The organism is Faecalicatena orotica, assembly GCF_003149245.1.
In the GTDB taxonomy this organism is placed as follows: Bacteria; Bacillota; Clostridia; order Lachnospirales; family Lachnospiraceae; genus Faecalicatena_A; species Faecalicatena_A orotica.
This window is the reverse complement of the sequence record NZ_QGDL01000012.1, coordinates 1-26,012: the sequence shown is the minus strand read 5'-3', so window position 1 is coordinate 26,012 and position 26,012 is coordinate 1. Positions and strand designations below refer to the sequence as shown.

18 protein-coding genes are annotated in these 26,012 nt (G+C 44.5%); 15 read left to right on the top strand and 3 right to left on the bottom strand.

The window, feature by feature from the left end; translation table 11 throughout:
• Positions 1–150 precede the first annotated feature (150 nt).
• Together fba and A8806_RS18310 are read left to right on the top strand one after the other, a co-directional pair.
• A complete protein-coding gene (fba, locus tag A8806_RS18315; protein WP_109732613.1) occupies positions 151–1,017 on the top strand; it encodes a class II fructose-1,6-bisphosphate aldolase in 867 nt (288 codons plus the stop codon).
• Positions 1,018–1,151: 134 nt separating this feature from the next.
• A complete protein-coding gene (locus A8806_RS18310; RefSeq protein WP_109732753.1) occupies positions 1,152–3,266 on the top strand; it encodes a glutamine synthetase III family protein in 2,115 nt (704 codons plus the stop codon).
• A gap of 88 nt (positions 3,267–3,354) precedes the next feature.
• Here A8806_RS18310 and A8806_RS18305 read toward each other — a convergent pair whose 3' ends face one another.
• Both A8806_RS18305 and A8806_RS18300 read right to left on the bottom strand, forming a co-directional pair.
• A complete protein-coding gene (locus A8806_RS18305; RefSeq protein WP_109732612.1) occupies positions 3,355–5,199 on the bottom strand; it encodes a CocE/NonD family hydrolase in 1,845 nt (614 codons plus the stop codon).
• Between the two features lie 150 nt (positions 5,200–5,349).
• A complete protein-coding gene (locus tag A8806_RS18300; protein WP_109732611.1) occupies positions 5,350–6,075 on the bottom strand; it encodes a Crp/Fnr family transcriptional regulator in 726 nt (241 codons plus the stop codon).
• A 168-nt stretch (positions 6,076–6,243) separates the two neighbouring features.
• On the opposite strand from A8806_RS18300, the gene A8806_RS18295 reads away from it, so the two are divergent.
• The 13 genes from A8806_RS18295 to A8806_RS18235 all read left to right on the top strand — a co-directional run bounded on the left by A8806_RS18295 (position 6,244) and on the right by A8806_RS18235 (position 24,691).
• Complete coding sequence (locus A8806_RS18295; protein ID WP_109732610.1) at positions 6,244–7,632, top strand: APC family permease; 1,389 nt, start codon at positions 6,244–6,246, stop codon at positions 7,630–7,632.
• Between the two features lie 192 nt (positions 7,633–7,824).
• On the top strand, positions 7,825–9,645 hold the full coding sequence (locus A8806_RS18290; RefSeq protein ID WP_109732609.1) for a CocE/NonD family hydrolase: 1,821 nt from the start codon (positions 7,825–7,827) through the stop codon (positions 9,643–9,645).
• A 144-nt stretch (positions 9,646–9,789) separates the two neighbouring features.
• The gene (locus A8806_RS18285; RefSeq protein ID WP_109732608.1) at positions 9,790–11,124 is read left to right on the top strand and encodes an MATE family efflux transporter; all 1,335 of its coding nucleotides are present in this window, start codon (positions 9,790–9,792) and stop codon (positions 11,122–11,124) included.
• 111 nt (positions 11,125–11,235) lie between these two features.
• Positions 11,236–12,684: an aspartate ammonia-lyase gene (locus A8806_RS18280; RefSeq protein ID WP_109732607.1), complete on the top strand. Its 1,449-nt coding sequence runs from the start codon at positions 11,236–11,238 to the stop codon at positions 12,682–12,684.
• A gap of 24 nt (positions 12,685–12,708) precedes the next feature.
• Positions 12,709–13,872: an NAD(P)-dependent malic enzyme gene (locus A8806_RS18275; RefSeq protein WP_109732606.1), complete on the top strand. Its 1,164-nt coding sequence runs from the start codon at positions 12,709–12,711 to the stop codon at positions 13,870–13,872.
• A gap of 195 nt (positions 13,873–14,067) precedes the next feature.
• Positions 14,068–15,327, top strand: coding sequence for a hypothetical protein (locus tag A8806_RS18270; RefSeq protein WP_109732605.1), 1,260 nt, complete (start codon positions 14,068–14,070; stop codon positions 15,325–15,327).
• A 420-nt stretch (positions 15,328–15,747) separates the two neighbouring features.
• Complete coding sequence (locus tag A8806_RS18265) at positions 15,748–17,070, top strand: extracellular solute-binding protein (protein WP_109732604.1); 1,323 nt, start codon at positions 15,748–15,750, stop codon at positions 17,068–17,070.
• 90 nt (positions 17,071–17,160) lie between these two features.
• Positions 17,161–18,045 (top strand): carbohydrate ABC transporter permease, encoded by an 885-nt coding sequence (locus tag A8806_RS18260; RefSeq protein ID WP_109732603.1) that lies wholly within the window; start codon positions 17,161–17,163, stop codon positions 18,043–18,045.
• Between the two features lies 1 nt (position 18,046).
• Positions 18,047–18,892, top strand: a complete 846-nt coding sequence (locus tag A8806_RS18255; RefSeq protein ID WP_109732602.1) for a carbohydrate ABC transporter permease — start codon at positions 18,047–18,049, stop codon at positions 18,890–18,892.
• A gap of 10 nt (positions 18,893–18,902) precedes the next feature.
• Entirely contained in the window at positions 18,903–20,411 is a 1,509-nt protein-coding gene (arfA, locus tag A8806_RS18250) for an arabinosylfuranosidase ArfA (RefSeq protein WP_109732601.1), read from the top strand.
• Between the two features lie 121 nt (positions 20,412–20,532).
• On the top strand, positions 20,533–21,525 hold the full coding sequence (locus A8806_RS18245) for a LacI family DNA-binding transcriptional regulator (RefSeq protein WP_109732600.1): 993 nt from the start codon (positions 20,533–20,535) through the stop codon (positions 21,523–21,525).
• A 46-nt stretch (positions 21,526–21,571) separates the two neighbouring features.
• Positions 21,572–22,540, top strand: a complete 969-nt coding sequence (locus A8806_RS18240) for a glycoside hydrolase family 43 protein (protein WP_109732599.1) — start codon at positions 21,572–21,574, stop codon at positions 22,538–22,540.
• Between the two features lie 54 nt (positions 22,541–22,594).
• Positions 22,595–24,691 (top strand): RICIN domain-containing protein, encoded by a 2,097-nt coding sequence (locus A8806_RS18235; RefSeq protein WP_109732598.1) that lies wholly within the window; start codon positions 22,595–22,597, stop codon positions 24,689–24,691.
• A 33-nt stretch (positions 24,692–24,724) separates the two neighbouring features.
• Here A8806_RS18235 and A8806_RS18230 read toward each other — a convergent pair whose 3' ends face one another.
• Complete coding sequence (locus tag A8806_RS18230; RefSeq protein ID WP_109732597.1) at positions 24,725–25,483, bottom strand: IclR family transcriptional regulator; 759 nt, start codon at positions 25,481–25,483, stop codon at positions 24,725–24,727.
• Positions 25,484–26,012 lie beyond the last annotated feature (529 nt).

Sequence of the window (26,012 nt, the reverse complement as noted above, 5' to 3'; positions counted from 1 at the left end):
GATTAATTGTAACAATTGCGGATTGTCTTTTTTACGTTAATAAGCTATAATAAGAAAAAGATTTTGTAGCTGTACAGTACAGATATAAGATTTTATAACAAACATGCCGGGCGGTGTATATCCGCCGGGTTAGAAGTGGAGGAAGAGAATATGTTAGTATCAGCAAAGGAAATGCTTCAGAAGGCAAAGGCTGGCCATTATGCAGTGGGACAGTTTAACATCAACAACCTGGAGTGGACAAAAGCGGTTTTAACAGCTGCTCAGGAATTAAACTCTCCGGTCATCTTAGGTGTATCTGAAGGTGCAGGAAAGTATATGACAGGATATAAGACTGTTGTAGGTATGGTGAACGGTATGATGGAAGAGATGAACATCACTGTTCCTGTAGCGCTTCATCTGGACCACGGCAGCTATGAAGGATGCTTAAAGTGTGTGGAAGCAGGCTTTTCTTCTATCATGTTTGACGGTTCCCACTATCCGATCGAAGAGAATGTTGCCAAGACAAAAGAGCTTGTAGGTATCGTAAAAGAGCACGGAATGTCACTGGAGGCAGAAGTTGGATCAATCGGCGGTGAGGAAGACGGCGTAATCGGCAAAGGCGAGTGTGCTGATCCTGCAGAGTGCAAGATGATCGCAGACCTCGGGATTGATTTCCTCGCAGCAGGAATCGGCAATATCCACGGAAAATATCCTGAGAACTGGGAAGGCTTAAGCTTCGAGACTCTGGATGCAATCCAGAAGCTTACAGGAGACATGCCTTTAGTACTTCACGGTGGTACAGGTATTCCGGAAGATATGATCAAAAAGGCAATTGATTTAGGCGTTGCTAAGATCAATGTTAATACTGAATGCCAGTTATCATTTGCAGCTGCTACACGTAAATATATTGAAGCTGGAAAAGATCTGGAAGGAAAAGGCTTTGACCCGCGTAAATTACTGAAACCGGGCGCTGATGCAATCATTGCAACAGTTAAGGAAAAGATGGAATTATTCGGATCAGTAGGAAAAGCTGAATAAATTAATTTTAAATTTTGCTTGCCTTTTTTAGACGATTGAGGTATACTGACAAACGTAGAAACGAACAAAGGCGTTCCAAGTCAGCTTGGAGTGCCTTTTTTTGTCTTATGAAAGGCAAAAGAAAGGAAGGAAGTATGAATACTGAACTTGTTAATGTTGCAGATATTTTTGGGGAAAACGTGTTTAATGAAACTGTGATGCAGGAACGTTTGCCGAAAAAGATCTACAAAAACCTGAAGAAAACAATTGAGGAAGGTAAGGAACTGGATTTAGAGACGGCTGATGTCATAGCCCATGAGATGAAGGAGTGGGCGATTGAAAAAGGCGCGACACATTATACGCACTGGTTCCAGCCTCTGACAGGTGTAACAGCAGAAAAGCATGACTCTTTCATTTCAGCCCCGCTTCCGAGCGGTAAGGTGCTGATGAGCTTTTCAGGTAAAGAGCTGATCAAGGGGGAGCCTGATGCATCCTCATTCCCGTCAGGAGGTCTTCGTGCTACATTCGAGGCCAGAGGCTATACTGCATGGGACTGTACATCACCGGCGTTTGTCAGAAAAGACGCAGCCGGAGCCACACTCTGTATACCGACAGCTTTTTGCTCATATAAGGGGGAAGCACTTGATCAGAAGACGCCGCTTTTGAGATCTATGGAGGCGGTAGGGGCGCAGTCATTGAGACTTCTGCGTCTGTTTGGAAATACAACCTCTAAAAAGGTTACTCCGTCTGTAGGACCGGAACAGGAATACTTTTTAGTGGATGCGGAAAAGTTTAAACAAAGAAAAGACCTGATCTATACAGGGCGTACATTATTTGGTGCAATGCCTCCAAAGGGGCAGGAGCTGGATGACCACTACTTCGGAACGATCCGCCAGAGAATCGCATCTTTCATGAAAGATGTCAATGAAGAGCTGTGGAAAGTCGGGGTTTCCTCTAAGACGCAGCATAATGAGGTGGCACCGGCACAGCATGAGCTGGCACCGATCTATGCTGAGGCGAATATCGCGGTCGACCACAATCAGTTGATTATGCAGACATTAAAAAGGGTTGCAAGCCAGCATGGGATGAAGTGTCTTCTCCACGAGAAACCGTTCGCAGGTGTGAATGGTTCCGGTAAGCACAACAACTGGTCACTGACAACAGACGATGGGATTAACATGCTCGAGCCGGGCAAAACACCTCATGAGAATACACAGTTCCTGCTCGTTCTGACTTGTATCCTGAAGGCCGTGAACAAGCATGCGGACCTGCTCCGTGAGTCTGCTGCAGATCCCGGTAATGACCACAGGCTGGGGGCAAATGAAGCACCGCCGGCGATTATTTCTGTATTCTTAGGAGAACAGCTCGAGGATGTGCTGGAACAGTTAATCAGCACAGGAGAGGCTACACACAGCCTGAAGGGCGGAACGCTTGAGACTGGTGTTAAGACACTCCCTGACCTGGCAAAAGATGCAACAGACAGAAACAGAACTTCACCATTTGCATTTACCGGTAATAAATTCGAATTCCGTATGGTTGGTTCCCGTGATTCTGTTGCGGCTCCGAATGTTGTACTGAATACGATTGTTGCGGAAGCATTTGCAGATGTATGTAATATTCTGGAAAAAGCGGATGATTTTGATAAGGCGGTACACGACCTGATCAAGGAATATGCGATAGAAAACCAGAGAATCGTATTCAACGGCGACGGATACTCAGAGGCGTGGGTTGAGGAAGCGGCAAGAAGAGGCCTTCCGAATATCCGCTCAATGGTGGAAGCCATCCCTGCTATGACGACAGAAAAAGCCGTTAATCTGTTTGAAAGATTTAATGTATTTACAAAGGCTGAGCTGGAGTCACGTGCAGAGATTCAGTATGAGTCTTATGCAAAAGCAATCAATATTGAGGCACGTACCATGATCGACATGACGAGCAAGCAGATTATCCCTGCAATCATGGGCTATACAAAGACTCTGGCGGATACAGTTATCTCAGTTAAAACAGCAGGCGCCGATGCATCTGTCCAGTCAGAACTGCTTGCAGAAGTTTCTGCCCTTCTGGTAGAGACCAGGAATGCACTGAATGTCCTGATTCAGGTGACGGAAGAAGCGGCAGCCAAAGAAGAAGGCGCTGTTCAGGCAAATTACTATTATACCGATGTAGTTCCGGCTATGGAGAGCTTACGTGCTCCAGTAGACAAACTGGAAATGATTGTGGATAAAGACGTATGGCCAATGCCTTCATACGGTGACCTTATTTTTGAAGTTTAATAAAAGATAATATTTTATAAATGAAAATACCCCCTGATGGCAGTCAGGGGGCATTTTCGTTTGAAAGAAGGAATTATGAGGTAAGGGATTAATGTGTGTTGCCTTTTCCGCTTCCGCCGATAACGATATCGTCATCACATATAGGCTGAAGCCACAGTTCCGGTGGTGTTGAAGGAATATAAGGCATAAGGATGTATGAAGGATGATCCTTATCTCTGTAAATCTTATAGTTGATTGTCTTAACGCTCGGGATCGGTCCAAGGTGGTCCATCTTTGCCTGCCAAGCCCCGCTCTGAGGCTCGAAGTTATCCATCGCTTTGATCTCAAGTTCGATAGCGGTGCCAGGTGCAAATACCATACCGATTGGGTTAATCTCAATGACGTATTCTTTGATTTCTCCCGGAACAACAGGTACTTTCTTTGTATAATCGTGTACCGGACGTCCGATTTCGCTCTTTTCTTCGTCAAGAGGATAGCAGGCCTTTAAAGATCCTGTACGGGAAACAGGCATTCTTGTTCCGCCGGCTGTAATCTGCCATACTTTTGTGATAAAGTTTGCATTATCGCTGTCGATAGAAGCCCACAGGTGCAGTTCAATCGGTCCTGTGAACTCGGTCGGACGGCTGAAGCGGTCTGTGCGGTATGTCAGCTTTTCAACCTCTGTTGTAATGAACGGAGGACGGTGTGTGAAGCTGTCAGGTGCCAGATTACCTTCTACAACAGGCTCCCAGCGGAGGTTGCCAAATGTATGGAGGTATAGTTTCTTCCAATGTGTTCTTTCCAGCGGGTATTCATTCTCATAACGATAACCAGCGCCTAAGATGTTCAGCTTCATCGGTGGCTCGTCAACGATACCTGTGTCGACACCCTTCATCCAGTAATCATACCAGCGAAGCATTTCTTCGTTCATGAAGCGGTATGGGAGTTCCATTCCGTTGTAGCCTTCCATAACACCACAGCGTTTGTAAACGTTCAGTTCCTTTGAATTCATTGCGTTAAACACAGGTGCTGACCAGCGGCCCTGAGGAGCCCATCCGCACTTGAAGTATACAGGTACTTTGATCTGGTCGTATTTGTATTTCATGGAACGTGGACGCCAGAAATCATCCTCCTGTGGATGAAGCAGGTAATCAAGATAGAAAGTATGGTATTTCGGCGGCCATACATTGAACATCTTGTTGAAATAGGTGTTCATACCGATATCCGGGTCTTTCTGTACTTCTTCGATCAGGTCTTTCATCTCGTCCTCGGACATCATTTTGCTTGTCCATGTGGTCGGGTTATTGGACGGGCAGAGTTCCCAGTACATGTTCATGTATGTATCTGCAACACCACCGTAATATCCATGCTGGTAATAGTCGTCTGTATAGCTCAGAGGCATAATACATACAAGGTGGGGCGGCTGGAGGGCGGCAACAAGTGACTGGATGATTCCGAAATAAGAATATCCGAGCAGTGCAACTTTTTCTGTGCTCCACGGACAGTCGATTCCTGCCCACTCTACATAATCATAAACATCTTCCTGCTCCTGAGGATTGTAAACTCCGAGGTATTCGCCCTCACTTCTTCCGATTCCGCGCCCGTCAGGAATGATAAACGTATACCCTCTTTCTACGAAGAAGTCAATGTCTCCGGCTTCGAGGCTGTGGTCAAAATAGTTGGAAGCTCCCGGAAGTGCTCCGTGGCGCATTCTCTGCATTTTCTTACCGTAAGCTGAATAAGCTATCAGGGAAGGAGCTGACTCTAATTCTGCCGGATGGTAAACATCGACATAAGTCTTGGTACCGTCTCTTAAAATAACTTCCACGTCTTCTTCAAGTTTAACTGTGTAAATAGGTTTTGAAAGTTTGTCGAGGTTTTTTGTATATCGTCTGTCCCAATAAACCGGTACCTTCTCCAAACCTGTTACTTCGCAAAATTCTTCTTGGTTCATAAATCGTACCTCCTACGTTTTTGATAGGCTAAGTATAATCAATAAAAAAAGTTCTGTCTGTCTATAAAGTGACACAAGGTGAAATTTCTGACAAAAGGAAAATCTGCCCCCTCAAATTTGCTGAAGCGGCAGATAAGTACAGTTTTTTGACTAATCTCCTATCTCACTGTTAAGGATGATGTCAAGGAGTTTGTTAAAATCGAGAACAGAAAGCTTGCCCCTCTCGGTGGAGATGATTCCTTCCTTGCGCCAGTCGCTCAGTATCTTTGCTGCGGTCTGGCGGGCCATGCCGGAAGAAAATGCGAGGGCGCTCTGCGTGATCCGGATGTTCATGCTCTTTTGCTTGCTGTTGGTTGTCAGGTTAACGATTGTGGAGGCTAAACGGCCCGGGGCATCCAGATACATGGCATTCACCATGTGCTGTGCCGAGTTCAGCAGACGGTCTATGAGCTCAAAAATGATAACCTTGCAGACACAGGTATTGCTCCAGACAGTCTCCAGAAAGTAGTTCTTGGGGATTGAGATAAGCTGGCAGTCCTCCAGAGTGAGGGCTGTATTCGGGTAAGGTTCGTTGGTGAGCATGCCCATCTCCCCGAAATATTCACCGTCGCTCCTGACTTTTACGATAATGTCAGCACTGGTTCCGTAAAATACGGATTCCATTATGTAGCCGGATTTGATAATGTATAAGTGATTAGATGACTCATCTTTTCTGTATATTGTTGCACCTTTTTTCTTGTGGAGAAGACGGCAGTGCGTTGAAAGTTCAATGAGTTGCTTTACAGGCAGCTTTTCTAATAGTTCGGTAGCCTTTAATGCCTGGAAAATAGCCTGTTCTTCTTTGCTTAGGTCTTGGAGTCTGGTAGTTTTGTCCATTTTAGCAACAGTCCTTTCTTTTACTATGTGTTAATGAGATTTTAACATATTGCACAAAAAAAGAAAAGAAATAACTCAAAATCGGTTAAATGTCACATACCTGACACTTTTGGATTCAGAAATTGGGTATAGTAAACTAAAAATAACAGAAAGAAAAGAGGTAAGTAGATGAAAAAACAGAAAATGGGTTTGTTGTCTTGTATCTTGATGGGTGTCGGGAGTATTATAGGTGCCAGTGTTTTTGCTACAACACCAATCGCTATCAAGATAATCGGCGGTAATGGAATTGTTATTGGTTTCATCTGTGCGGCGCTGTTCGTATTCTTACGCAGTATCCCTGAGATGTTACTCGTATCAGCATTACCTGCCAACGGAGGTTCCTACATGTACCTGACCAGGCTGGTACATCCGATTATGGGAGCATGGGATGCGTTTAATGAGTTGGTAGTAGGTGTCATGAAGATTGCTACGATGGCTTTGACGTTTTCTACATACTTTTGTATGCTGGTTCCAGCATGCCCGGACAGAATCGCAGCAGCGGTCTGCGTAGTAATCTTTACCATTATTTCCTGCTTTGGAATCAAGTTCTCATCCACAGTACAGAATATCTGTGTTGGTGTCCTTCTGGTAGCACTGGGCATCTATATTTTCGGCGGATGGGGAGCAACAGTGGTATCCTTCAGTGAAGTTATTTCCACAACATTCCAGCTCGGAGCACTCTGGGCAGCAATGGGAATTATGCACGGAAGTCTTATCGGTGCAAACGTACTGTACTACTCAGCAGAAGAGATCGAGGATCCCGGCAAGAATGTTCCGATCGCATACCTTGTCAGCACACTTGTAACAGCTATCGTTTATGCAGCAGTAGCATATGTAACAGTAGGCGTTATGCCGAACTTCTATGAGATTGACAACCTTGCAACAGTTGCTGGAAAGTTTATGGGACCGGCAATGCTGATGTTTTTCGTGGCAGGAGGTGCACTCCTTGCTGTTGTAACAAGTATTAACTCTGCAATGATGATGTTCTCCAGAATCAACTTCGCGGCAGCCAGAGACGGACTGTTCCCGAGTAAGATCTGTGAGTCCAACAAACACGGCGCACCGGCAGTTTCCCTTTGGGTTAACTCTGTGATCGCTATCGTGGCAATCTTATCAGGATTCAATCTGGATGATGTTGTAAAGATTACAACAATTCCGGGACTGTTACTGCTTCCAATTACATTCCTGAGTATCTTTATGCTGCCGAGAAAATTCCCGAATGCATACAAGAACGCTTATATCAAGACACCACATGTCCTGAACTGTATCCTTACAACGGTTGCCGGTGTAATGTGTGTAGTTCTCGGAAGCTATGTAATTGCTGAGATGAAGCCTAAGAACTGGATAACGATGCTCGTATTCTATGGCTGTGCAATTGTTTACACAATTATCAGACGTAAATATGTTCTGGATAAGAAGGGATACGATATCTTCAACAAGATGAAAGAACCTTATGAGCCTTGGTTCGAGATGGAGAAGTCAGCAAAAGCTAATCTGGACAGCAAAGCAGCAAAATAATTTTCTGGATCATATAATATCGGGAAGGAATGCCCGTAAGGTGATCATGAGTGGGAATTCAGAAAAATCGGAAAAATGTGTCATGATTGTCTCGTGAGATGACACTAAAAATTTAAAAAATGGTGTGTACATGACAACTGTACACACCATTTTTTGTTATGATTAGTACATGAAAAGGAGGTACGATAAACTATGAAGAAAAGAATAACAGAGGTTCTTGGAATTGATGTACTGCCAAATTACTGGGACAAACGCTATGTAAAGAATTTGGACAAATTGTCAAGACCTAAGTACGAAGTGGAACTGCATGAGGATGTTTGGATGACATTAAGAGACGGTGTACGCCTCTGCGTAGATGTTTATCTTCCGAAGGGAGCAGGTCCGGTCCCGTCACTGGTAAGCTGGTCTGCTTACAGCAAAGAAATGCAGGGCATCAAGAGAGGAGCGATTCCGCCGGAATCCCTTTTATTTGACCACAGTCTGGAAGCAGGCGATATTGAGTATTTTGTACAGAGGGGCTACGCATTTATCATTCCGGACCCGAGAGGGATCGGCAAGAGCGAGGGCGTATTCTACGGCGTTTATAATCCGCAGGAGCACCTGGATATCTATGATATGATTGAATGGGCAGCAGAGCAGGAATGGTGCGACAGTAATGTAGGTATGGTTGGATATTCTTACTTCGGAATCTGCCAGATCCTTGCAGCAGCACAGCAGCCTCCTCACCTGAAATGTATTATGCCTTGCTCATTTGTTGATGATTACTATCAGCATGGATATTACGGCGGTGTACCGTCTACCTATATGAGCATTTACTGGGAACTGTGCCCATCCAATAATCCGATGCCGTGGTCTGTAAAGATGTATGGTGAAGAAAAAGTAAAAGAAATGATGAAAGAGCGCCTGCAGGATCCTGACATCGCGGTAAACTCATACTTTACAAAGATTCTGACAACATGGCCGCCGACTTATCATACGTTCTATCTGGATTACCTGCTTCATCCGCTGGATGACGAATACTGGCAGCAGCGTTCAGCTAACCAGATGTATGACAAGGTAAAGACACCGGTATACCTGCACTGTGCATGGTCACCACTTGGAAGATGGAGTTCCCCGATCTTCGCTGCTATGAATGACGACCGTCTCCAGGCTCCGAAGCGCCTTGGCGTCCTTGAAGGATATGACGGACTGGAACTTCCATACCGTGCATTGAACGAAGAATGCTTAAGATGGTATGATCACTGGCTCAAGGGAGTTGACACAGGAATCATGGATGAACCTCCGTATAAGTTCTGTGTAATCAACTCGGGCACACGCTATGAAAACGAATGGCCGCTGGCAAGAACGGAATGGCAGAAACTTTACTTACGTTCCTTCAACCGCCTGCGTTGGGACAAAGAACCGGATAAGGATCTTCCACCGGATGGATTTACACATCTGCCGCCTTCAATTTCTACAGAAGTGAACAAGATTGTGTACAAATCATCCAGATTTGCACAGGCTAAGGAGATTACCGGACCAATCGAGTTACATCTCTGGGCTTCCATTGATGCAGAGGATGCAAACTTTGTCTGCAGCCTGTTTGATGTACTGCCAGATGGTACAAGAATGCCGCTGCTGCGTTATGGCGCGCTGAGAGCTTCTCATCCGCTGAATGAAGAAAAATCAACGATCGGATCACCGGTACATGACAACAGCGTATCTATTCCTGTTACACCGGGAGAGGTTCGTGAGTATGTAATCGAGATGAGCCCGACTGCTATGGTTATTCCGGCAGGACATTGGATTGAACTGGAAATCACAAGCCAGTGCCCGAATGAGTGCCATACAGAAAGCTGGACAGGAAAAGTCGGCAACATGAATGTAATTCCTACGAATACTACGACTGCTTATAAGATATACAGAGACAATAACCATCCGTCATATCTGCTCCTGCCTATCATTCCGTATACCGATCCGGAACAGTGGGTACAGCCGTTTGAAAACTGGGATGAAATCGAAGTAGAAGATTAATGATTAATGATAGGGAATGGTCTTTGTACGGGGGAAAGCCCATGTCTGCAAAGATTACCCATAAGAAAAAGCAAGAAAAATAAAGGCGCAGGCCGGTATTTTTCCTGCTTTTTTCTTTTCCGGGAGAATTAGGGAGGTTTTTATATGAAGGATATGACGGTTGGAAAACCGGCCCGTATTATCGGAGGATTTGCACTGCCGATGCTGTTGGGGGATGTTTTTCAGCAGTTTTACAATATTGTGGATTCGGTCGTGGTCGGCCGTTTTGTAGGGGCGGACGCTCTGGCAGCCGTGGGCGGGTCTTTTCCTGTTACTTTTATTTTGAATGCGGTTATGATCGGGCTTACCATCGGTGCTTCAGTGCTTTTGTCACAGTTATTCGGTGCCAGACAGATCGGGGATTTTCATAAGGCTCTTTATACGATGATTGTCGGGATGGGTGTGCTTGCCGTGGTCCTGACAGGGGTGAGCCAGGCTCTGGCAGTTCCCCTGCTTCGTCTGATAGGCACTCCTGATGCAATTATGCAGGGAAGTACTCTGTATCTGCGGATTGTATTCGGGGGACTTGTACTGACGTTTGCCTATAACGTATGCACGGCAATTTTCCGATCAATTGGAGACTCAAGGACTCCGCTTTATTTTTTGATGATTGCATCTATATTAAACATCATCCTGGACCTGCTGTTTGTAATAGTGTTTCATATGGGAGTTGCCGGTGTGGCAGTTGCGACTATCATGTCTCAGGGGATATCGGCGCTTCTGTGTGTTCTGTATATTAGGAAGAAGGCTGAAATACTGCGGATGTCTAAGGAGGAGCGCGTGTTTGACGGTGAAATGCTCAGGAGGATTATGGGACTGGGTCTGCCAGCTATGTTTCAGCAGGTATCGGTTTCTGTCAGCGTGATGTGTGTGCAGGGGATGGTCAACCTTTTCGGAACGGCGGCAATGGCCGGTTATGCGGCGGCAGGAAAGGTAGAGTCGCTTGCCATGATGCCGATGTTTGATCTGGGATCTGCTCTGTCTACATATGTGGCCCAGAACATAGGCGCCGGGAATGAAAAACGGGCCAGACAGGGCGTTCATGCGGGATTCGGACTGGCTCTGGTGGTCTGCGGAGGCATTGGAATTCTGATTTTCATTTTCAGATACCAGTTAATTGGCATATTCCTTAAGGGGGATGTAAACCCGGTTGTAATTGAATTCGGTGTGGGGTACCTTGGGGCGATTGCGCTGTTCTACCTGATCAATGCATTTTATAACAATCTGAGCGGTGCACTGCGCGGCGCGGGGGATGCATTATATTCTATGACGGCGACGGTTATTGCACTTGTTGTAAGAGTCGCATCTTCCTATCTTATGCTGAAGTATACGAATCTCGGGATGGCTTCTGTCTGGTGGGGGCTTCCGGTTTCCTGGAGCACGGGTCTGATTCTGTGCCTTGCAAGGTATCTGGGCGGGAAATGGAAAAAAGAAGTATAAATAAATGGTTATGGATACTATACGAATATATGTCTTTGATTATATAACCTCCCGGATTTATAATATGTCTGTAAAAAGAAACAGGCGATTCAATCTGGGAGGTCATTTGTTATGGTGATGAAGAAAAAAATAGATGGAATGGAATGCAGAACGGAAAAGGATTCGATCGGGAGCAAGGATATTCCGGAAGGCGTGTACTATGGAGTGCAGTCCCTGAGGGCTGCGGAAAACTTCCGAATTACGGGGCTGTCCATGCATCCGGAGGTAATCAACAGTCTGGCGCAGATCAAGAAAGCAGCGGCGATTACAAACTGTGAGATTGGGCTGCTCGATAAACATATTGCTGAGGCAATCGTGAAAGCCTGCGATGAAATCATGGAGGGCAGACTTCATGATGAGTTTATCGTAGACCCGATACAGGGAGGGGCAGGGACCTCGATTAATATGAATGCCAATGAGGTGATTGCAAACCGTGCCATTGAATTACTGGGCGGGCAGAAGGGCGACTATTCCATTGTACATCCGAATGACCATGTAAACTGCGGACAGTCTACCAATGATGTTATTCCGACTGCCGGGAAAATGACTTCCCTGAAACTTCTGAAAAATGCGAAGAAAGAACTGGAGCGGTTACATAAGGCACTTTGTGATAAAGGGGAAGAATTCGACACGATTATCAAAATGGGAAGAACCCAGATGCAGGATGCGGTGCCGATCCGTCTTGGTCAGGAATTTAAGGCTTATTCGGTTGCGATCCAGCGGGATATCAACCGTATGGAAAAGGCGCAGGAAGAGATGAGGACGCTGAATATGGGCGGGACGGCAATCGGAACCGGAATCAATGCAGACGAAGCATATTTAAGAAGGATTGTTCCAAATCTGGCACGGATCAGTGATATGGATCTCGTGCAGGCTTATGACCTGATCGATGCAACACAGAACCTGGATCCGTTTGTGGCAGTTTCCGGTGCCGTAAAGGCCTGCGCAGTGACACTTTCAAAGATTGCGAATGATTTCCGGCTGATGTCATCCGGACCGAGATGCGGATTCGGTGAAATCAACCTTCCTGCGAAACAGAACGGATCATCCATCATGCCCGGAAAAGTAAATCCGGTGATTCCGGAAGTAGTCAACCAGGTAGCGTTTAACATCATAGGAAATGATGTGACAATCACGATGGCGGCTGAAGCCGGACAACTGGAACTCAATGCATTTGAGCCGATTGTATTCTACTGTCTGTTCCAGTCCATCGATACTCTGGCCTATGCGGTTGAGACATTTGTTGATAACTGTGTCAGTGGAATTACGGCAAATAGGGAGCGGTGTAAAGAACTGGTGGATAACAGTGTCGGAATCGTTACCGCACTCTGCCCGCATGTTGGATACGCGAAGGCGGCGTCACTGGCAAAGACGGCAGTGAAGACAGGGGAGTCTGTCAGAAAGCTGATTCTGGAGGAAGGGCTTCTGAATGAGGAGGAGTTAAACGAGATACTGGATGTAAAGAATATGACGGAACCCGGAATTTCAGGAAAAGAACTTCTGCTTAAGAATATGGAGTAAGAAAGGAAGAAAGAGGTGCCTGTTATGGATTATGGAAAAGAAGCAATGAAGATGCATGAAAAATATCGTGGAAAGATTGAAGTGTGCAGTAAAGTGCCGCTGAAGACAAGGGAAGATCTGAGTACGGCATACACACCGGGAGTAGCCAGCCCGTGTATGGAGATTCATAAGGACGAGAAAAAAGCATATTCCTATACAGCCAAAGGTAATCTGGTTGCAGTTGTAACGGACGGTACTGCAGTTCTGGGCCTGGGTGATATCGGGCCGAAGGCTGCAATGCCGGTCATGGAAGGAAAGGCAATTCTATTCAAGGAATTTGGCGGGGTAGATGCATTTCCGATCTGTTTAGACACAAAGGATACGGAGGAAATCATTGAAACTGTGAAGCGGATAGCGCCGTGTTTTGGCGGCATTAATCTGGAGGATATCTGTTCTCCGAAATGCTTTGAGATCGAACAGAGGCTGGAACAGGAACTGGATATCCCTGTATTCCATGATGACCAGCACGGAACGGCGATAGTGACGACGGCGGCACTTATGAATGCCCTGAAAGTTGTGGGGAAGAAAATAGAAGATGTCAAGGTTGTGCTGAACGGGCCGGGGAGCGCAGGAACCGCGATTGCAAAAATGATGCTGCATGCCGGGGTGAAGCACATGACAATCTGTGATCTGGAAGGAATTCTGGCAGAAGGATGCCCGTTTGCAGTGGGGCATAAACTGGAACTGGCCAGACTGACAAATCCGGAAGGGATTACCGGGACTTTGAAGGATGCAATCGTGGGTGCGGATGTATTTGTAGGCGTTTCAGCAGGGAACATCCTGACTAAAGAAATGGTGCGTACGATGGCACCGGACCCGGTTGTCTTCGCGATGGCGAATCCGACCCCGGAAATCACCTATGAGGATGCTGTCGAGGCAGGGGTAAAAGTCATGGGAACCGGGCGTTCCGATTATCCAAACCAGATCAATAACGTGCTTGCATTCCCCGGTTTGTTCCGCGGGGCGTTGGATGCGGGCGCGCGGGATATCAATTATGACATGAAGCTGGCCGCAGCCCGTGCAATAGCCTCACTTGTCACCGATGAAGAACTAAAACCGGAATACATTATCCCGTCCCCGTTCGATCCGCGTGTGGCCGCAAAAGTTGCGGAAGAAGTAGCAAAATGTACACATATGTCAGTTTTCTGACAGTAAAAAAATCACCGTTCCTTTATACTTATAGCAAGATAACAAGGCTTGAAAGAACTAAGCTTAAGAGGCGAAGGGGAGCATCCATGTTGCTAAGGCTCAAAAAGACTGAGCCAAAGCCAACAGGATGTACTTTGCCACATAAGGCTTGAAAAGACCAAGCCTAAGAGGCATAAGTAAGGACGGTGATTTTTTATGGGGACTGAGTATACGTGGGCGTTTGACAGGAGTTTTCTGGTATTTCTTGCTATTGCATTTGTTTCATTGGCGATAGCGGCAAAATTAAAATCGATGATTCCGATGCCGCTGATTTATGGTGTCATATTTGCAATTGGATTCGGGACAGGGGTTCTTCCGAAGGATATGCTGCTTTCTGCCAATATGATTGCAGTAGGTACGATTGCGTTTAATGTGCTGGTTATTCATTCCGGTACAATGATTAATCTGAAGATGCTGAAGGCGAAGAAAAAGGAATCACTTCTTTGCATTATAGCCTCTCTGGTTCTTGTTGTAATTGTTGGATTCGGGCTTACTCCAATACTTGGGAAGGGACTTGCATTTCTGGCTCCAGGCTCAGTAATCGGCGGCGGCGCTTCCTGTGCGATCGCTTCGAGATGGGTACTGGACAAGAATCCGGCAATCTCTGTGTTTCCCTGGCTTGTGTTCATGTTTCAGGGATTGTTCAGTGTTCCGGTTGTAACGTGGGCGCTGAAGAGAGAAGGAAAGGCACTTTCTCAGGAATTCAGAGCAAGGAATTCACAAGGTGGAAATCAGGGCGCTCCTGAGGGGGCAGGCAATATTCCGCCGATGATCGGGCCGGGCTGCCCCGGAAATGGTAAGAGTCCTGCGGCTGGTCAGGCTGGGAAGGTTCCGTTCTGTGAGAGAATTCCTGCAAAATATAAAAACACGGCGTATTTTCTGGGGATTATTATGATAGTGACAGTCATCAACAATCTGCTTCACGGGACGGTTCTGGCTGGTCTGAATATTAATCCGAATATTACGGCACTGCTGTTTGGGTTAATCCTCGGCAGTCTTGGCTTTATGGATAAAGCGCCTCTGTTTAAAGCGGATGCATATGGGCTTCTGTTATTAGGCTTGATGGGACTGATGGCCAATACAATTGCCAATTGCCCGTGGCAGGGACTGGTAGCGTTTATTCCACCGTTGCTGATTGTGTTTGTCATCTCTACGATTGTGCTTGTACTGTGCGGGATCGTCGGGGCGAAGGTCTGCGGATTCCGGGCAGAACGTGGTATTGTGCTGACAATGAACTGTATGATGGGGTTCCCTGTGAATGATATGCTGACAAATAATGCGGCAGCAGCCGGAGAAAGCGAAGCAGAAAAAGGATACATAAAGAGTCAGGTTGGTCCCCTTCTTGGGATTGGAACGATGCTGATTTCAAATGCGGTGTCGGTACTGATTGTCAGTATTATGGTAATATTCGTGTAGTGGGAAGATCATGTACACGAGGATGTTAATGATTAATTAAATTTATAAAAGTGAAAAGCACTGAGAATGTAAAAAGAGATGACATTTTCAGTGCTTTTTTTGTTTGGAAAATAGGCTGTGGATGATAGGTTAAACAAATAATATGATTGGAATAATAGAGTACTCGTGAACATTCTAATAAATACTATATTAATATTATAAAATCAGATAATATTAAAATATAATTGTGATATTCAACAAAATATATGTGCAATATTAATGCAATATGCTAGTTTTGGAAAATTATATTGACATTTATGCACAAAGGGAATATTCTTTATTTATAAAAATTAGTTACACGTGTACATTTAAACCAAAAAGCAGATATACGATAAACCGGTAAGTGTGTTTGCTGAATGTTCAAGAAAGGGAGACAGGATTATGAATAAAATGAGCAAGTGGAAAAGAATGGCTGCACTTGGTATTTCGACAATGATGATTGTTTCAACAGCAGCTTGCGGAAGTGGTTCAGGAGGAAACTCTAAATCAGAAAAAACGGATGCAAAAAATCAATCAAAAGGAACCACAATTTCATTCTGGAACAGCTTTACAGGTTCAGACGGAGATATGCTGGTTGAGTTGGTGAACCGATATAATAAAGAGAATGAAGATGGAATTACTGTTGAGATGGATATTTCTTCAGATTTTGACAGTCAGCTTTCCACTGCATTTGCAGCAGGCACAGGTCCTACCATGATTTTAAGTTCAAGTGCCTATCGATTTACATATGGGGACTATATGCAGGATATCAGTGATGTATTTGACAAAACTGATTTAGATAAGGATGATTTCATACAATCTTATTTAGATTATTGCTCCGAGGGAGATAAATTATATTTTGTACCATTTCAGGTTGTAGGTTATTACATGTACTGGAATAAAGATTTATTCGAGGCGGCAGGACTTGATCCGGAGGCTCCTCCGACAACATGGGAAGAATGGCAGACATATGCTGAAAAGATTACGGATGAGAGCAAGAATGTTTATGGATCGGGTATTTCCTATGATTATCCTTACCAGATTGCACATATGATGCAGCGTCTGGGCGGGTTGTCAGTAACGGATGATAATGGCAGCTGGAAGGCAAACTTTGCAGGAAATAAGGGATATGCTGACTTCCTTACGATGTATAAGACTTTAACAGAAAACGGGGATAACCCTCTGGAAGCGGATACGGATTCTATGGTAAGTGCAGGGCAGATTGGTATGACTGTCGGGGGGCCCTGGGTCACGGCAGGACTTGATACAGCAGGTGTTAATTACGGAATCGGTCTGATACCTCAGGGAGATGCAGGGGATATGAACTCTGTAGAAGTACTCGGATTTTCTGTAACAACGACAGCAAGCGATGAGGAGAAAGAAGCTGCATATAAATTCATTGAATGGTGGAATTCAGAAAATGAAGAGGGATCAAGTCCGGCTTTAGAGTGGTCAGTGGCAAATGGTTTTCCTGCTTATACATATTCCGTTCAGGAGAAAGATGAATATAAACAAAGTGAAAAACTTAGTGTGATGTCTTCTGCAAATCCAGATGCACCGACGGACTTTATTGTTGATTCAAGTTTTCCGGGAATCAATGATATTCTGAATGATGTCATCCCTGAGATGATTAACTCCGTAGCGTTTGGAAACATGTCGGTGAATGATGCACTTGAAAAAGCCCAGACAACTGCAGATAAGATTGTTGGGGAATATAATAAATAACTGATTTCAGGGACTTTTGGCAAGTGGAGAGGCGGTTCCGTGCAGCCGCCTTTTCTTTGGAATTTGAGACAGGCGGGTAGGAGAAGTTAAATGAAGAAAATGATGAAATACTGGAATAAGCCTTCCAGAAGTGCGTATCTCTTTTTGGCCCCATCGGTCATTTTGTTAATCCTGTTTAGTGTGGTGCCGCTAATTATAGCTTTTGGACTAAGTCTGTTTGATGTGTCCATCACGATGGACTCGGCACGTTTCATCGGTATGGAAAACTTTGTCGAAGCATTTCGGGATAGCCGGTTTATAAACAGCTTAAAAGTGACTGCTATTTTTACGGGGCTGGAGGTGCCGCTGCAGGTTCTGGGAGCATTGGTAGTTGCAGCGCTGATTACAAAGAATAATATAAAGAATAAATTTTTCAGAGCGGTTTATTTTCTGCCCGTCATATGTTCTGCGACAGCAATCGGTATTATGTGGAAGATGATTCTTCACTCCAATATTGGTTTTGTTACAGCGGCGTTACAATCAATGGGGCTGGGGAAGATTAATTTCCTGAATACACCGGGACTGACAATATTCGTCGTTTCATTTATATCCATATGGAGGAGTTTTGGTATTTCTGCAATTATTTATGTGACGGCGATCCAGCAGGTATCAGCGTCCTTATATGAAGCGGCTGAAATGGACGGGGCTGGGAAGATACGGCAGTTCTGGCATATCACCGCACCTTCCATCAGACCGACCTTCTGGTACATTTTAATGACACGGTTTGCAGGGGCATTACAGATATTTGACATCATCTATATTACGACAAATGGTGGACCGAATTATACAACAGAATCCACGGTTACTTACATTTATTCCAGAGCATTTTCATCCCGTTCGAGTATGGGGTATGCGTCTGCAATGTCGGTGATTTTATTTGCGATAATCATGGTTGTTACTGTAATAATGTATCGCAAAATGAATCAGGAGGATTAGTATGAAAAAGAAAAAAGCGATTAAAATCAAAAATATAACAATCAGTATTCCGATCTTTATCGTTTTGGTCATTCTGGCATTGCTGGTTCTGGTGCCGGTTATATGGATGACATTAAGCGCGTTTAAGCCGGAAAAGGAGATTATATCCTGGCCGCCTACTTTTATACCGAAATCATTGACTCTGGAAAATTTTGTTGATGTACAGGACCGAATTAATATTCTTCGTTATATGCTTAACTCAATTATTTATGCAGGGGGAACCACATTGCTGGCTGTTGTTGTAAACAGTATGGCCGGGTATGCCTACGCCTTTTATGATTTCAAAGGAAAGACAGGGCTGTTCCTAATGACTCTGGCGACAATGATGGTACCATTTCAGGTTATTATGGTCCCGCTATTCCTCGTTGTGTTCAAGATGGGTATGTACGATTCTTACTGGGGGCTGATAATACCAAGAGTTGCAGTTGCAGGTTCGATTTTCATGATGCGCGCCGCCTTTTCAGGCATACCAAAGGAACTGGCCGAGGCTGCCAGAATTGACGGGCTTTCCGAAATGGGAATATTCTGGAGAATCATGATGCCGCAGGTAAAACCGGCAGCGATCACTCTGGTTATTTTAAGTATCAATGGTTCGTGGAATGATTTGCTGTGGCCGATGATAGTGACGAGCAGGACAGAGATGCGTACACTTGCAAACGGACTGGCATTATTTATTGGGCAGAATACCATCGAGTATGGCGCCGCATTTGCAGGTGCGCTGATTTCACTTCTTCCGATGTTCATTCTGTATATGGCAGGGCAGAAATACTTCGTGGAAGGTATGGCAAGTGCCGGATTAAAGGGGTAAGGAGAATCATATGTTAGAGGCTAAAATAATTTGCGATAAAAATTTTATAATAGGCAGCATTGATCCAAGGCTGTATGGTTCTTTTCTGGAGCATATGGGGAGAGTTATTTATACAGGAGTGTACGAACCGGATAACTTAAACTCCGATGAAGAAGGTTTTCGCAGTGATGTGATTGAAAAAGTAAAGAAAATGGGGGTGACGGCAGTACGCTATCCGGGCGGAAACTTTGTTTCTGCTTACCATTGGGAAGATGGTGTTGGACCGAAGGAGGACCGGCCGAGAAAGCTTGAGCTTGCATGGAAGGCTGTAGAAACGAATGAATTCGGGACGGATGAATTTATCCGCTGGGCACGGAAAGCTAATATTGAGCCGATTTTCACCGTGAATCTGGGAACCCGAGGGATAGAGGAAGCTGTTCAATATATTGAATACTGTAATTTCCCGGGAGGGACGAAGTATAGTGAAATGAGGAAGGCTCATGGCATTGCAGAACCATATGGTGTGAAAATGTGGTGCCTTGGCAATGAAATGGATGGGGAGTGGCAGATCGGGCATAAGACAGCCGGTGAATATGGGCGTCTGGCAGCAGAAACAGGGAAGACTATGAAATTGGTGGATCCCAATATAGAGTTGATTGCATGTGGCAGTTCGCTTTCGAATATGGAAACATATCCAATATGGGATATGGAAGTTCTCGAGCATACATATGACGTGATTGACTATTTGGCCCTGCACCAATATTATGGCGGGCAGGAAAAAGGCACAAAAGCGTTTCTGGCCCAGACACTCGATATGGAGGAATATATTAAGACCATCCGTTCCGCTGCTCAGGTGATAAAGAAGAAAAAACGTTCCTGTAAGGAGATGAAATTCAGCGTTGATGAGTGGGGCGTCTGGGCGCTTCCGGGTGATTCTGTAAATATGGAAGTGTCGAAAGGACCCTGGAAGGTTGCGCCTGCAATCAGCGAACAGATTTACACTCTTGAGGATGCCCTGCTTTTTGCGGGAATGCAGATGGTTATGCTGAGAAACGCTGATGTGATAAAGATTGCATGCCAGTCCCTTCTTACAAATGTCAGTGCATGCATTATGACTGAAAAAGACGGTGGACTCTGGCTTCAGACAATCTATTATCCATTCTACTATTTTGCAAATTATGCGAGGGGGATTGTTTTAAGAAGCACCTCATTAGGACCTACATACCAGTGTGAAGACTTTGATCAAGTTCCGTATCTTGATGAGGTTGTTGTCTGGAACGATGAAAAAAATGAAATTGTTATTTTCGTAGTTAACAAGAGTGAAGACGAACCAATGAAAGTGGAAGTGATGCTGCAGAATTTTGAGCCAAAGAGGGTCACAGAATTTGTAAGCATGACGGCAGATGACAAAAAGATGACAAATCAATATGACCATACGGCTGTTCAGCCCTGCTCAAGAGAAGGGGCACATGTTATATCAGGCAGCTGTATTGCAGAAATCGAACCGCTGTCTTTTAACATGATTCGTATAGAAATATAACGGGTTGTCTTCGTTGCGGCAGTTATGTTTTGGTGTTATACTTAAGCTGATTTTATGCAGGGTATGATGCGTCCCGGCTTAGAAATGCAGGGGCTTAACGAATGAACGGAGGTAGTGGAAGATGGCAATCACTGTAAATCAGATAGCTGAAAAATGCGGTGTGTCGAGAACAACTGTGCTGAGGGCTTTAAATGACCGGGGGAGTGTTGGCAAGGAGACAAGGGAAAGGATTCTGTCTGTTGCCAAGGAATATAATTACCGTCCGAATCTGCTGGCAAGAAGCCTGAATCATGGCAGAACTATGTCTCTGGGCGTAGTAACGATAAATATTGAGAATATGTATTTTGTCCAATCTTTAAATATTATTAATAAGGAAGCGGACAAGAGAGGGTATTTTACGAATATTGTGGTCTGTGATGAAAGTCTGGATTGGGAACAGAAACTTATTCAGGGGCTTGCTGACCGTCAGATGGAAGGGATACTAATCAGCCCGATTAATAAAGGGAAAGAGTTTGAAAAGTTCCTGCTTTCGCTCCATATTCCGATTGTCTGTATAGGGAACCAAGTGTCGGACGCAATCACAACAGTACAGGTTAATGAGATGGCAGCTGCTATGGAGTCAGTAGATTTGATCGTATCTAAGGGATATCAAAAAATTATATTTATCTGCCCCCCGCTGGCTGTGAAAGAAAAAGAAAATATATATGTTCACGAACAGCGTCTTTTAGGGTTTCAGGCATCAATGGCCAAATATCCGGAGATTGAATCCTCGGTGATTGGTAAGACTGACTATCTGCAGGATGTGAAATGTCTGATTGATAAAGGAACAGAAAAAAAGACGGCTTTTCTATGCTCTGGCGACAGCTATGCCCTGAATGTGATGCGCTGGGGGCAGCAGAATGGAATGACCATACCGAAAGATTTTGGGTTAATGGGATTCGATAACATTAGTATTCTGGAATTTATTACACCTAAGTTGACAACAGTATCAACAAATCTTGAGGGGGTTGCAGCAACGGCAGTCTCAGAACTGCTTGCCCAGATAGATTCGGAGGAATATTCACCGAAAGCCATTTATCTGAACTATAAGATATTAGACAGAGAAACTCTGTGACAGACAGGTGGTATGGGGCAGATAGTAGTAATGTGAGGAAATAATAGTGAATAGAGACAATTTTATAAAAACGAATTATAATGAACCATTTATTATTCAGCGGGCAGATCCTTATGTCTATAAACATAAAGATGGAACCTATCTGTTTACCGGATCTGTACCGGAATATGACCGGATCGTGCTCCGTCAAAGTAGTACGCTTGATGGTCTGAAGGATGCGGATGAAGTTACCATATGGAAGAAGCATGAGCAGGGGATTATGAGCATGCATATATGGGCACCGGAAATCCACTATATTGAAGGTAAGTGGTTTATTTATTATGCAGCAGGTGATAAAGATGATATATGGGCGATACGTCCGTATGTCCTTGAATGCTCAGGCAAAGACCCGCTGAAGGACCCTTGGAAGGAACTGGGGCAGATGCAGGCGTCTGACGATTTTTCCTTCAGAGATTTTTCGCTTGACATGACTGTATTCGAGAATCGGGGGATATGGTATTGTGTATGGGCAGAAAAGGTTAGTGTCGGGAAGAAGATATCGAATCTATATATAGCAGAAATGGAAAGTCCGGTTAGGCTTTCTACACCCCAAGTGCTTTTAAGCTCTCCTGATTATGATTGGGAGCGGGTTGATTTCTGGGTGAATGAAGGTCCGGCACTGTTGCGCCATGCCGGGATGTTATATCTGACTTATTCGGCGAGCGCAACGGGTGCATGTTATTGTATGGGAATGCTGAGTATTCCGGATGATGAAGAACTCCTGAATCCGCGTGTGTGGAAAAAGGAAAGGATTCCCGTCTTAAGAACCGATTGGAAGAAAGGAATTCTGGGGCCTGGCCATAATTCGTTTACAAAGTCAGAAGATGGGGCAGCGGATATTATGATTTACCATGCCCGGCAATACGACGAGATTACCGGAGACCCGTTATATGATCCTAACAGACATGTATATCGCATGAAAATCATGTGGGATGAAGAGGGATGTCCCGTATTTTCTTTTGAAAATAATTTTTAGCTTTTATAAATTAGAAAAAGCAATGCTTAGTTGATAAAAGAGGAGGTAAGAAGGATGAGAAAATGGCATAAGAAACTGACTGCACTAGTAGCGGTATTTACATTGGTATTTTGTTTTTCTGTTCCTGCGTCGGCGCAAACGACGGATAATGGTACTGTTGTTTATGTTTCAGACAAAGATGCGACATTCGATCCGGGAGGGGCTACATATTCCAGAATTATCTGCTTAAAAAATAGTGGTAATGCTAACGGAACTTTATTGTGTACATATGATCAACTGAAAAATGTAACTATTGCGATGGAAGACGGGACAAGTGTTTCAAAACAGGTTTATCCTATTTATAAAAGTACGGACAACGGAGACAACTGGCAGTTGATTAGTAATGTATATGATAAGGAATATGGTCTTTTAAGGACTTCCCAGCCGTGTCTGTATGAATTGCCGACTCAGGTGGGGGACATGCCGGCGGGGACAATCCTGTTGGCCGGAAATATTTTTGACGATGATCCTTATACTCAGTCAAGAATTGTATTGTATAAGAGTATAGACGGGGGATATACGTGGTCGTTTCTAAGCGAAGTGGATAATGGGGGACCTTGCATATATGATCCAAGTACCACATCTTCTACAACAACTGTATGGGAGCCATTTTTGGGAATGAGTGCATCAGGAGAATTGGTATGCTATTATTCTGATGAAAGACAGAAATCTGATGGTGTTTTGCAGGCGGTATCGCTTAAAACTTCATCAGATGGTGTGAATTGGAGCGGACTTACGAATGTAACAGCTATTAATAATACAAGTGACAGGCCGGGGATGATAACGGTGACAGAACTGCCAAATGGAAGATACATGGCTACATATGAAATGGTTAACAGACCAAGCCTGAGTAAGAATAATGCAGTCGTTTACTGCAAATTTTCGGATGATGGTGTGACGTGGGACGCAGGAAGTCCTGGAACCCGGGTTGCTTTGGCAGATGGCAGAGGAATCGGTTCTTCTCCCTATGTAAAATGGATTGATGCAGGGGGGCCGAATGGGATGGTTGTAATATCTGCAAAGTGGGGAACGGATAGCAGTGACAATATCAGTGGCGGACAGAATTTTTATGTAAACTATAATTTGGGACAGGGAGCATGGGAACGTCTTCCAATGGCAGTGACCTATGATTATAATGATTTGGCAGGAGGTTATTTTTCAGGATTTAGTCAGAGTTTTGATGTAAGCCCGGATAATACGACCCTCTATCAGGCCACTAACGTAGAGAACTTCAATAACTCGAAGATAATTGATGGAGTAAGCTATAATCTGAACGATGTACGGGTTGGCACTCTTCCCTTGAAAGGCTGCATTTACGAAGCGGAAAAGGCAGTGATCACAAATGCCCAGGCGGGCAATGCCATCGATGCATCTAATGGACAAGAAGTACAATATATTAATGAATCAGACAGTGCGGTTGATTTCCAAAACATAAAAGTTGAAAATGCAGGGAATTATAATATCTTAGTCAGATATTCCAATGGTGAGGGAACAGAGGCCTCTCATACGGTTTCTGTTAATGGAACCGAGATAGGGACAGTAAATTATCCTGTTACAGTTAATTGGGACCGCTATCTGTGGAGTAGTTTTACCTGCTATTTAAATTCTGGTACAAATTCCGTTAAATTTGCAAAAAATGTAGGTTTTGCGGAATTGGACTGCATACAGGTCAGTGAAACTTCGGATGATTTTTCTGTTATTAATAAAAACAGTGGCAAGTATCTGGAAATTAAAAGTGCATTAACAAATGAGGGTGCAGAAGCAGGTCAATGGGGAATAACAGATCATTGGTGCCAGAAATGGAATTTTGAAGAAGCAGGAAATGGTGGTTATAGAATCAAAAACATGAACAGCGGCCTTTATCTGGATATTGAAGGGCAGAGTGCAGCTGATGGGGCAAAAGCGATTCAAAACGATTATGCCGAGAGTGATTCACAGATATGGTTACTGGAAGAGACAGAAGGTGGATATTGCCATATTGTGAATAAAAACAGTGGTAAATATCTTGAAGTATTTAGTAATTCTGCGGAAGACGGTGCATCAGTAGGGCAATGGGGTGCAACGGAATATGGATGTCAGGAATGGACACTGATAAAAGAAGGTATCCATTAACAGAACAAATTTAAATTAGAAGCAGAGTAGATTCTAATTCCACTCTGCTTCTAATTTTTTTTGTGTATCCAAGACATCTCTGGCAAGTTCTGCAATCCGTTCATCTGACATACGGTTGACCGGTGCGGAAATACTAAATGCGTATTTAGGTTTCCCTTTATAATCCTTGATGCAGGCGGCGATACACCGAACGCCTAATTCATTTTCCTCATCGTCGATGGCATATCCTTGTGTATGAACCTGTTTTAGGTGCTTTTGCATCTCACTGAAATCGGTGATGGTATGCGGCGTCAATTCCTGAATGTCACTGTTATCCCAGATTTCCCGGGCGTCATCCAGGTCCATTTCCGCCAGTAATGCTTTTCCAACACCGGAGCAGTAGAGTGGAATACTCTTTCCGACTTTCGATACCAGCCGTACCGAGTTAGTATAAGACTCGACTTTGTCAATATATACAGCTTTTCGGCCATCCACCTGAACGAGATGGACTGTCTCGCCGCATTTGGAGACAAGTTCTTTCAGATGTGGTCTTGCAATATCTACAATGTCATTTTGGGTCAGTAACTGGTTTGCCAGTTCCCAAATCTTAAACGTGAGACTATATTTAGTAGTCTCCGGATTCTGTTTCACATATCCCATATAAATCAGAGAGTTGAGAATACGGTGTACGGTGCTTTTGTTCAGAGACAGTTTTGAAGATAGTTCCATCAGACCGGTGGGGCCTGACTCAGCCAGAACCTCCAGAGTCTGAAAAAGACGGTCGGCCACCTGAATTGGGTTTTTATTTTCCATTATAATCAATGCCTTCTTTCGTTACTGTTCACACCGTGCCGTGCACCTAGCTGCACGGCATCGGAGCCGATAAAGTTATGGTTTCGGTGCATCTGGTCTACGCTCCGCTGCGGTCCGTGCTGAACATGCGCCACTGGCGCATAGCACCCCTCGCCGTAGGCGACTTTTAATGGGCAGATGCCGTTACTGTGCACGCTCGTAGGGGGTGAACCAATGTCAGTTAGTTAAGTTACGAGGTTAAATCCTGAATAAGGGTCTAACCTAAATTTTAAAAAAATCACCTCTAAAGGTTGACACAGAGCCCAAAATGTGCGGCCGCTCTCGTTGCTGGTGTGACAGCAACAAGAGCGGCCCCTGTAATCAGAACTATATCTTTTGTCTGACTACAAGGAGGTCTCATATGTCATTTGCAAAACAGGTTAAAAACAATCTCTTAGAAATTATTTCAGGAATGGCGCTCCATCCCGAGAACTTTTCAAAACACCCTGAAACTGACTTCACCAGAAACAGAAAACTGGATTTCCCCTCT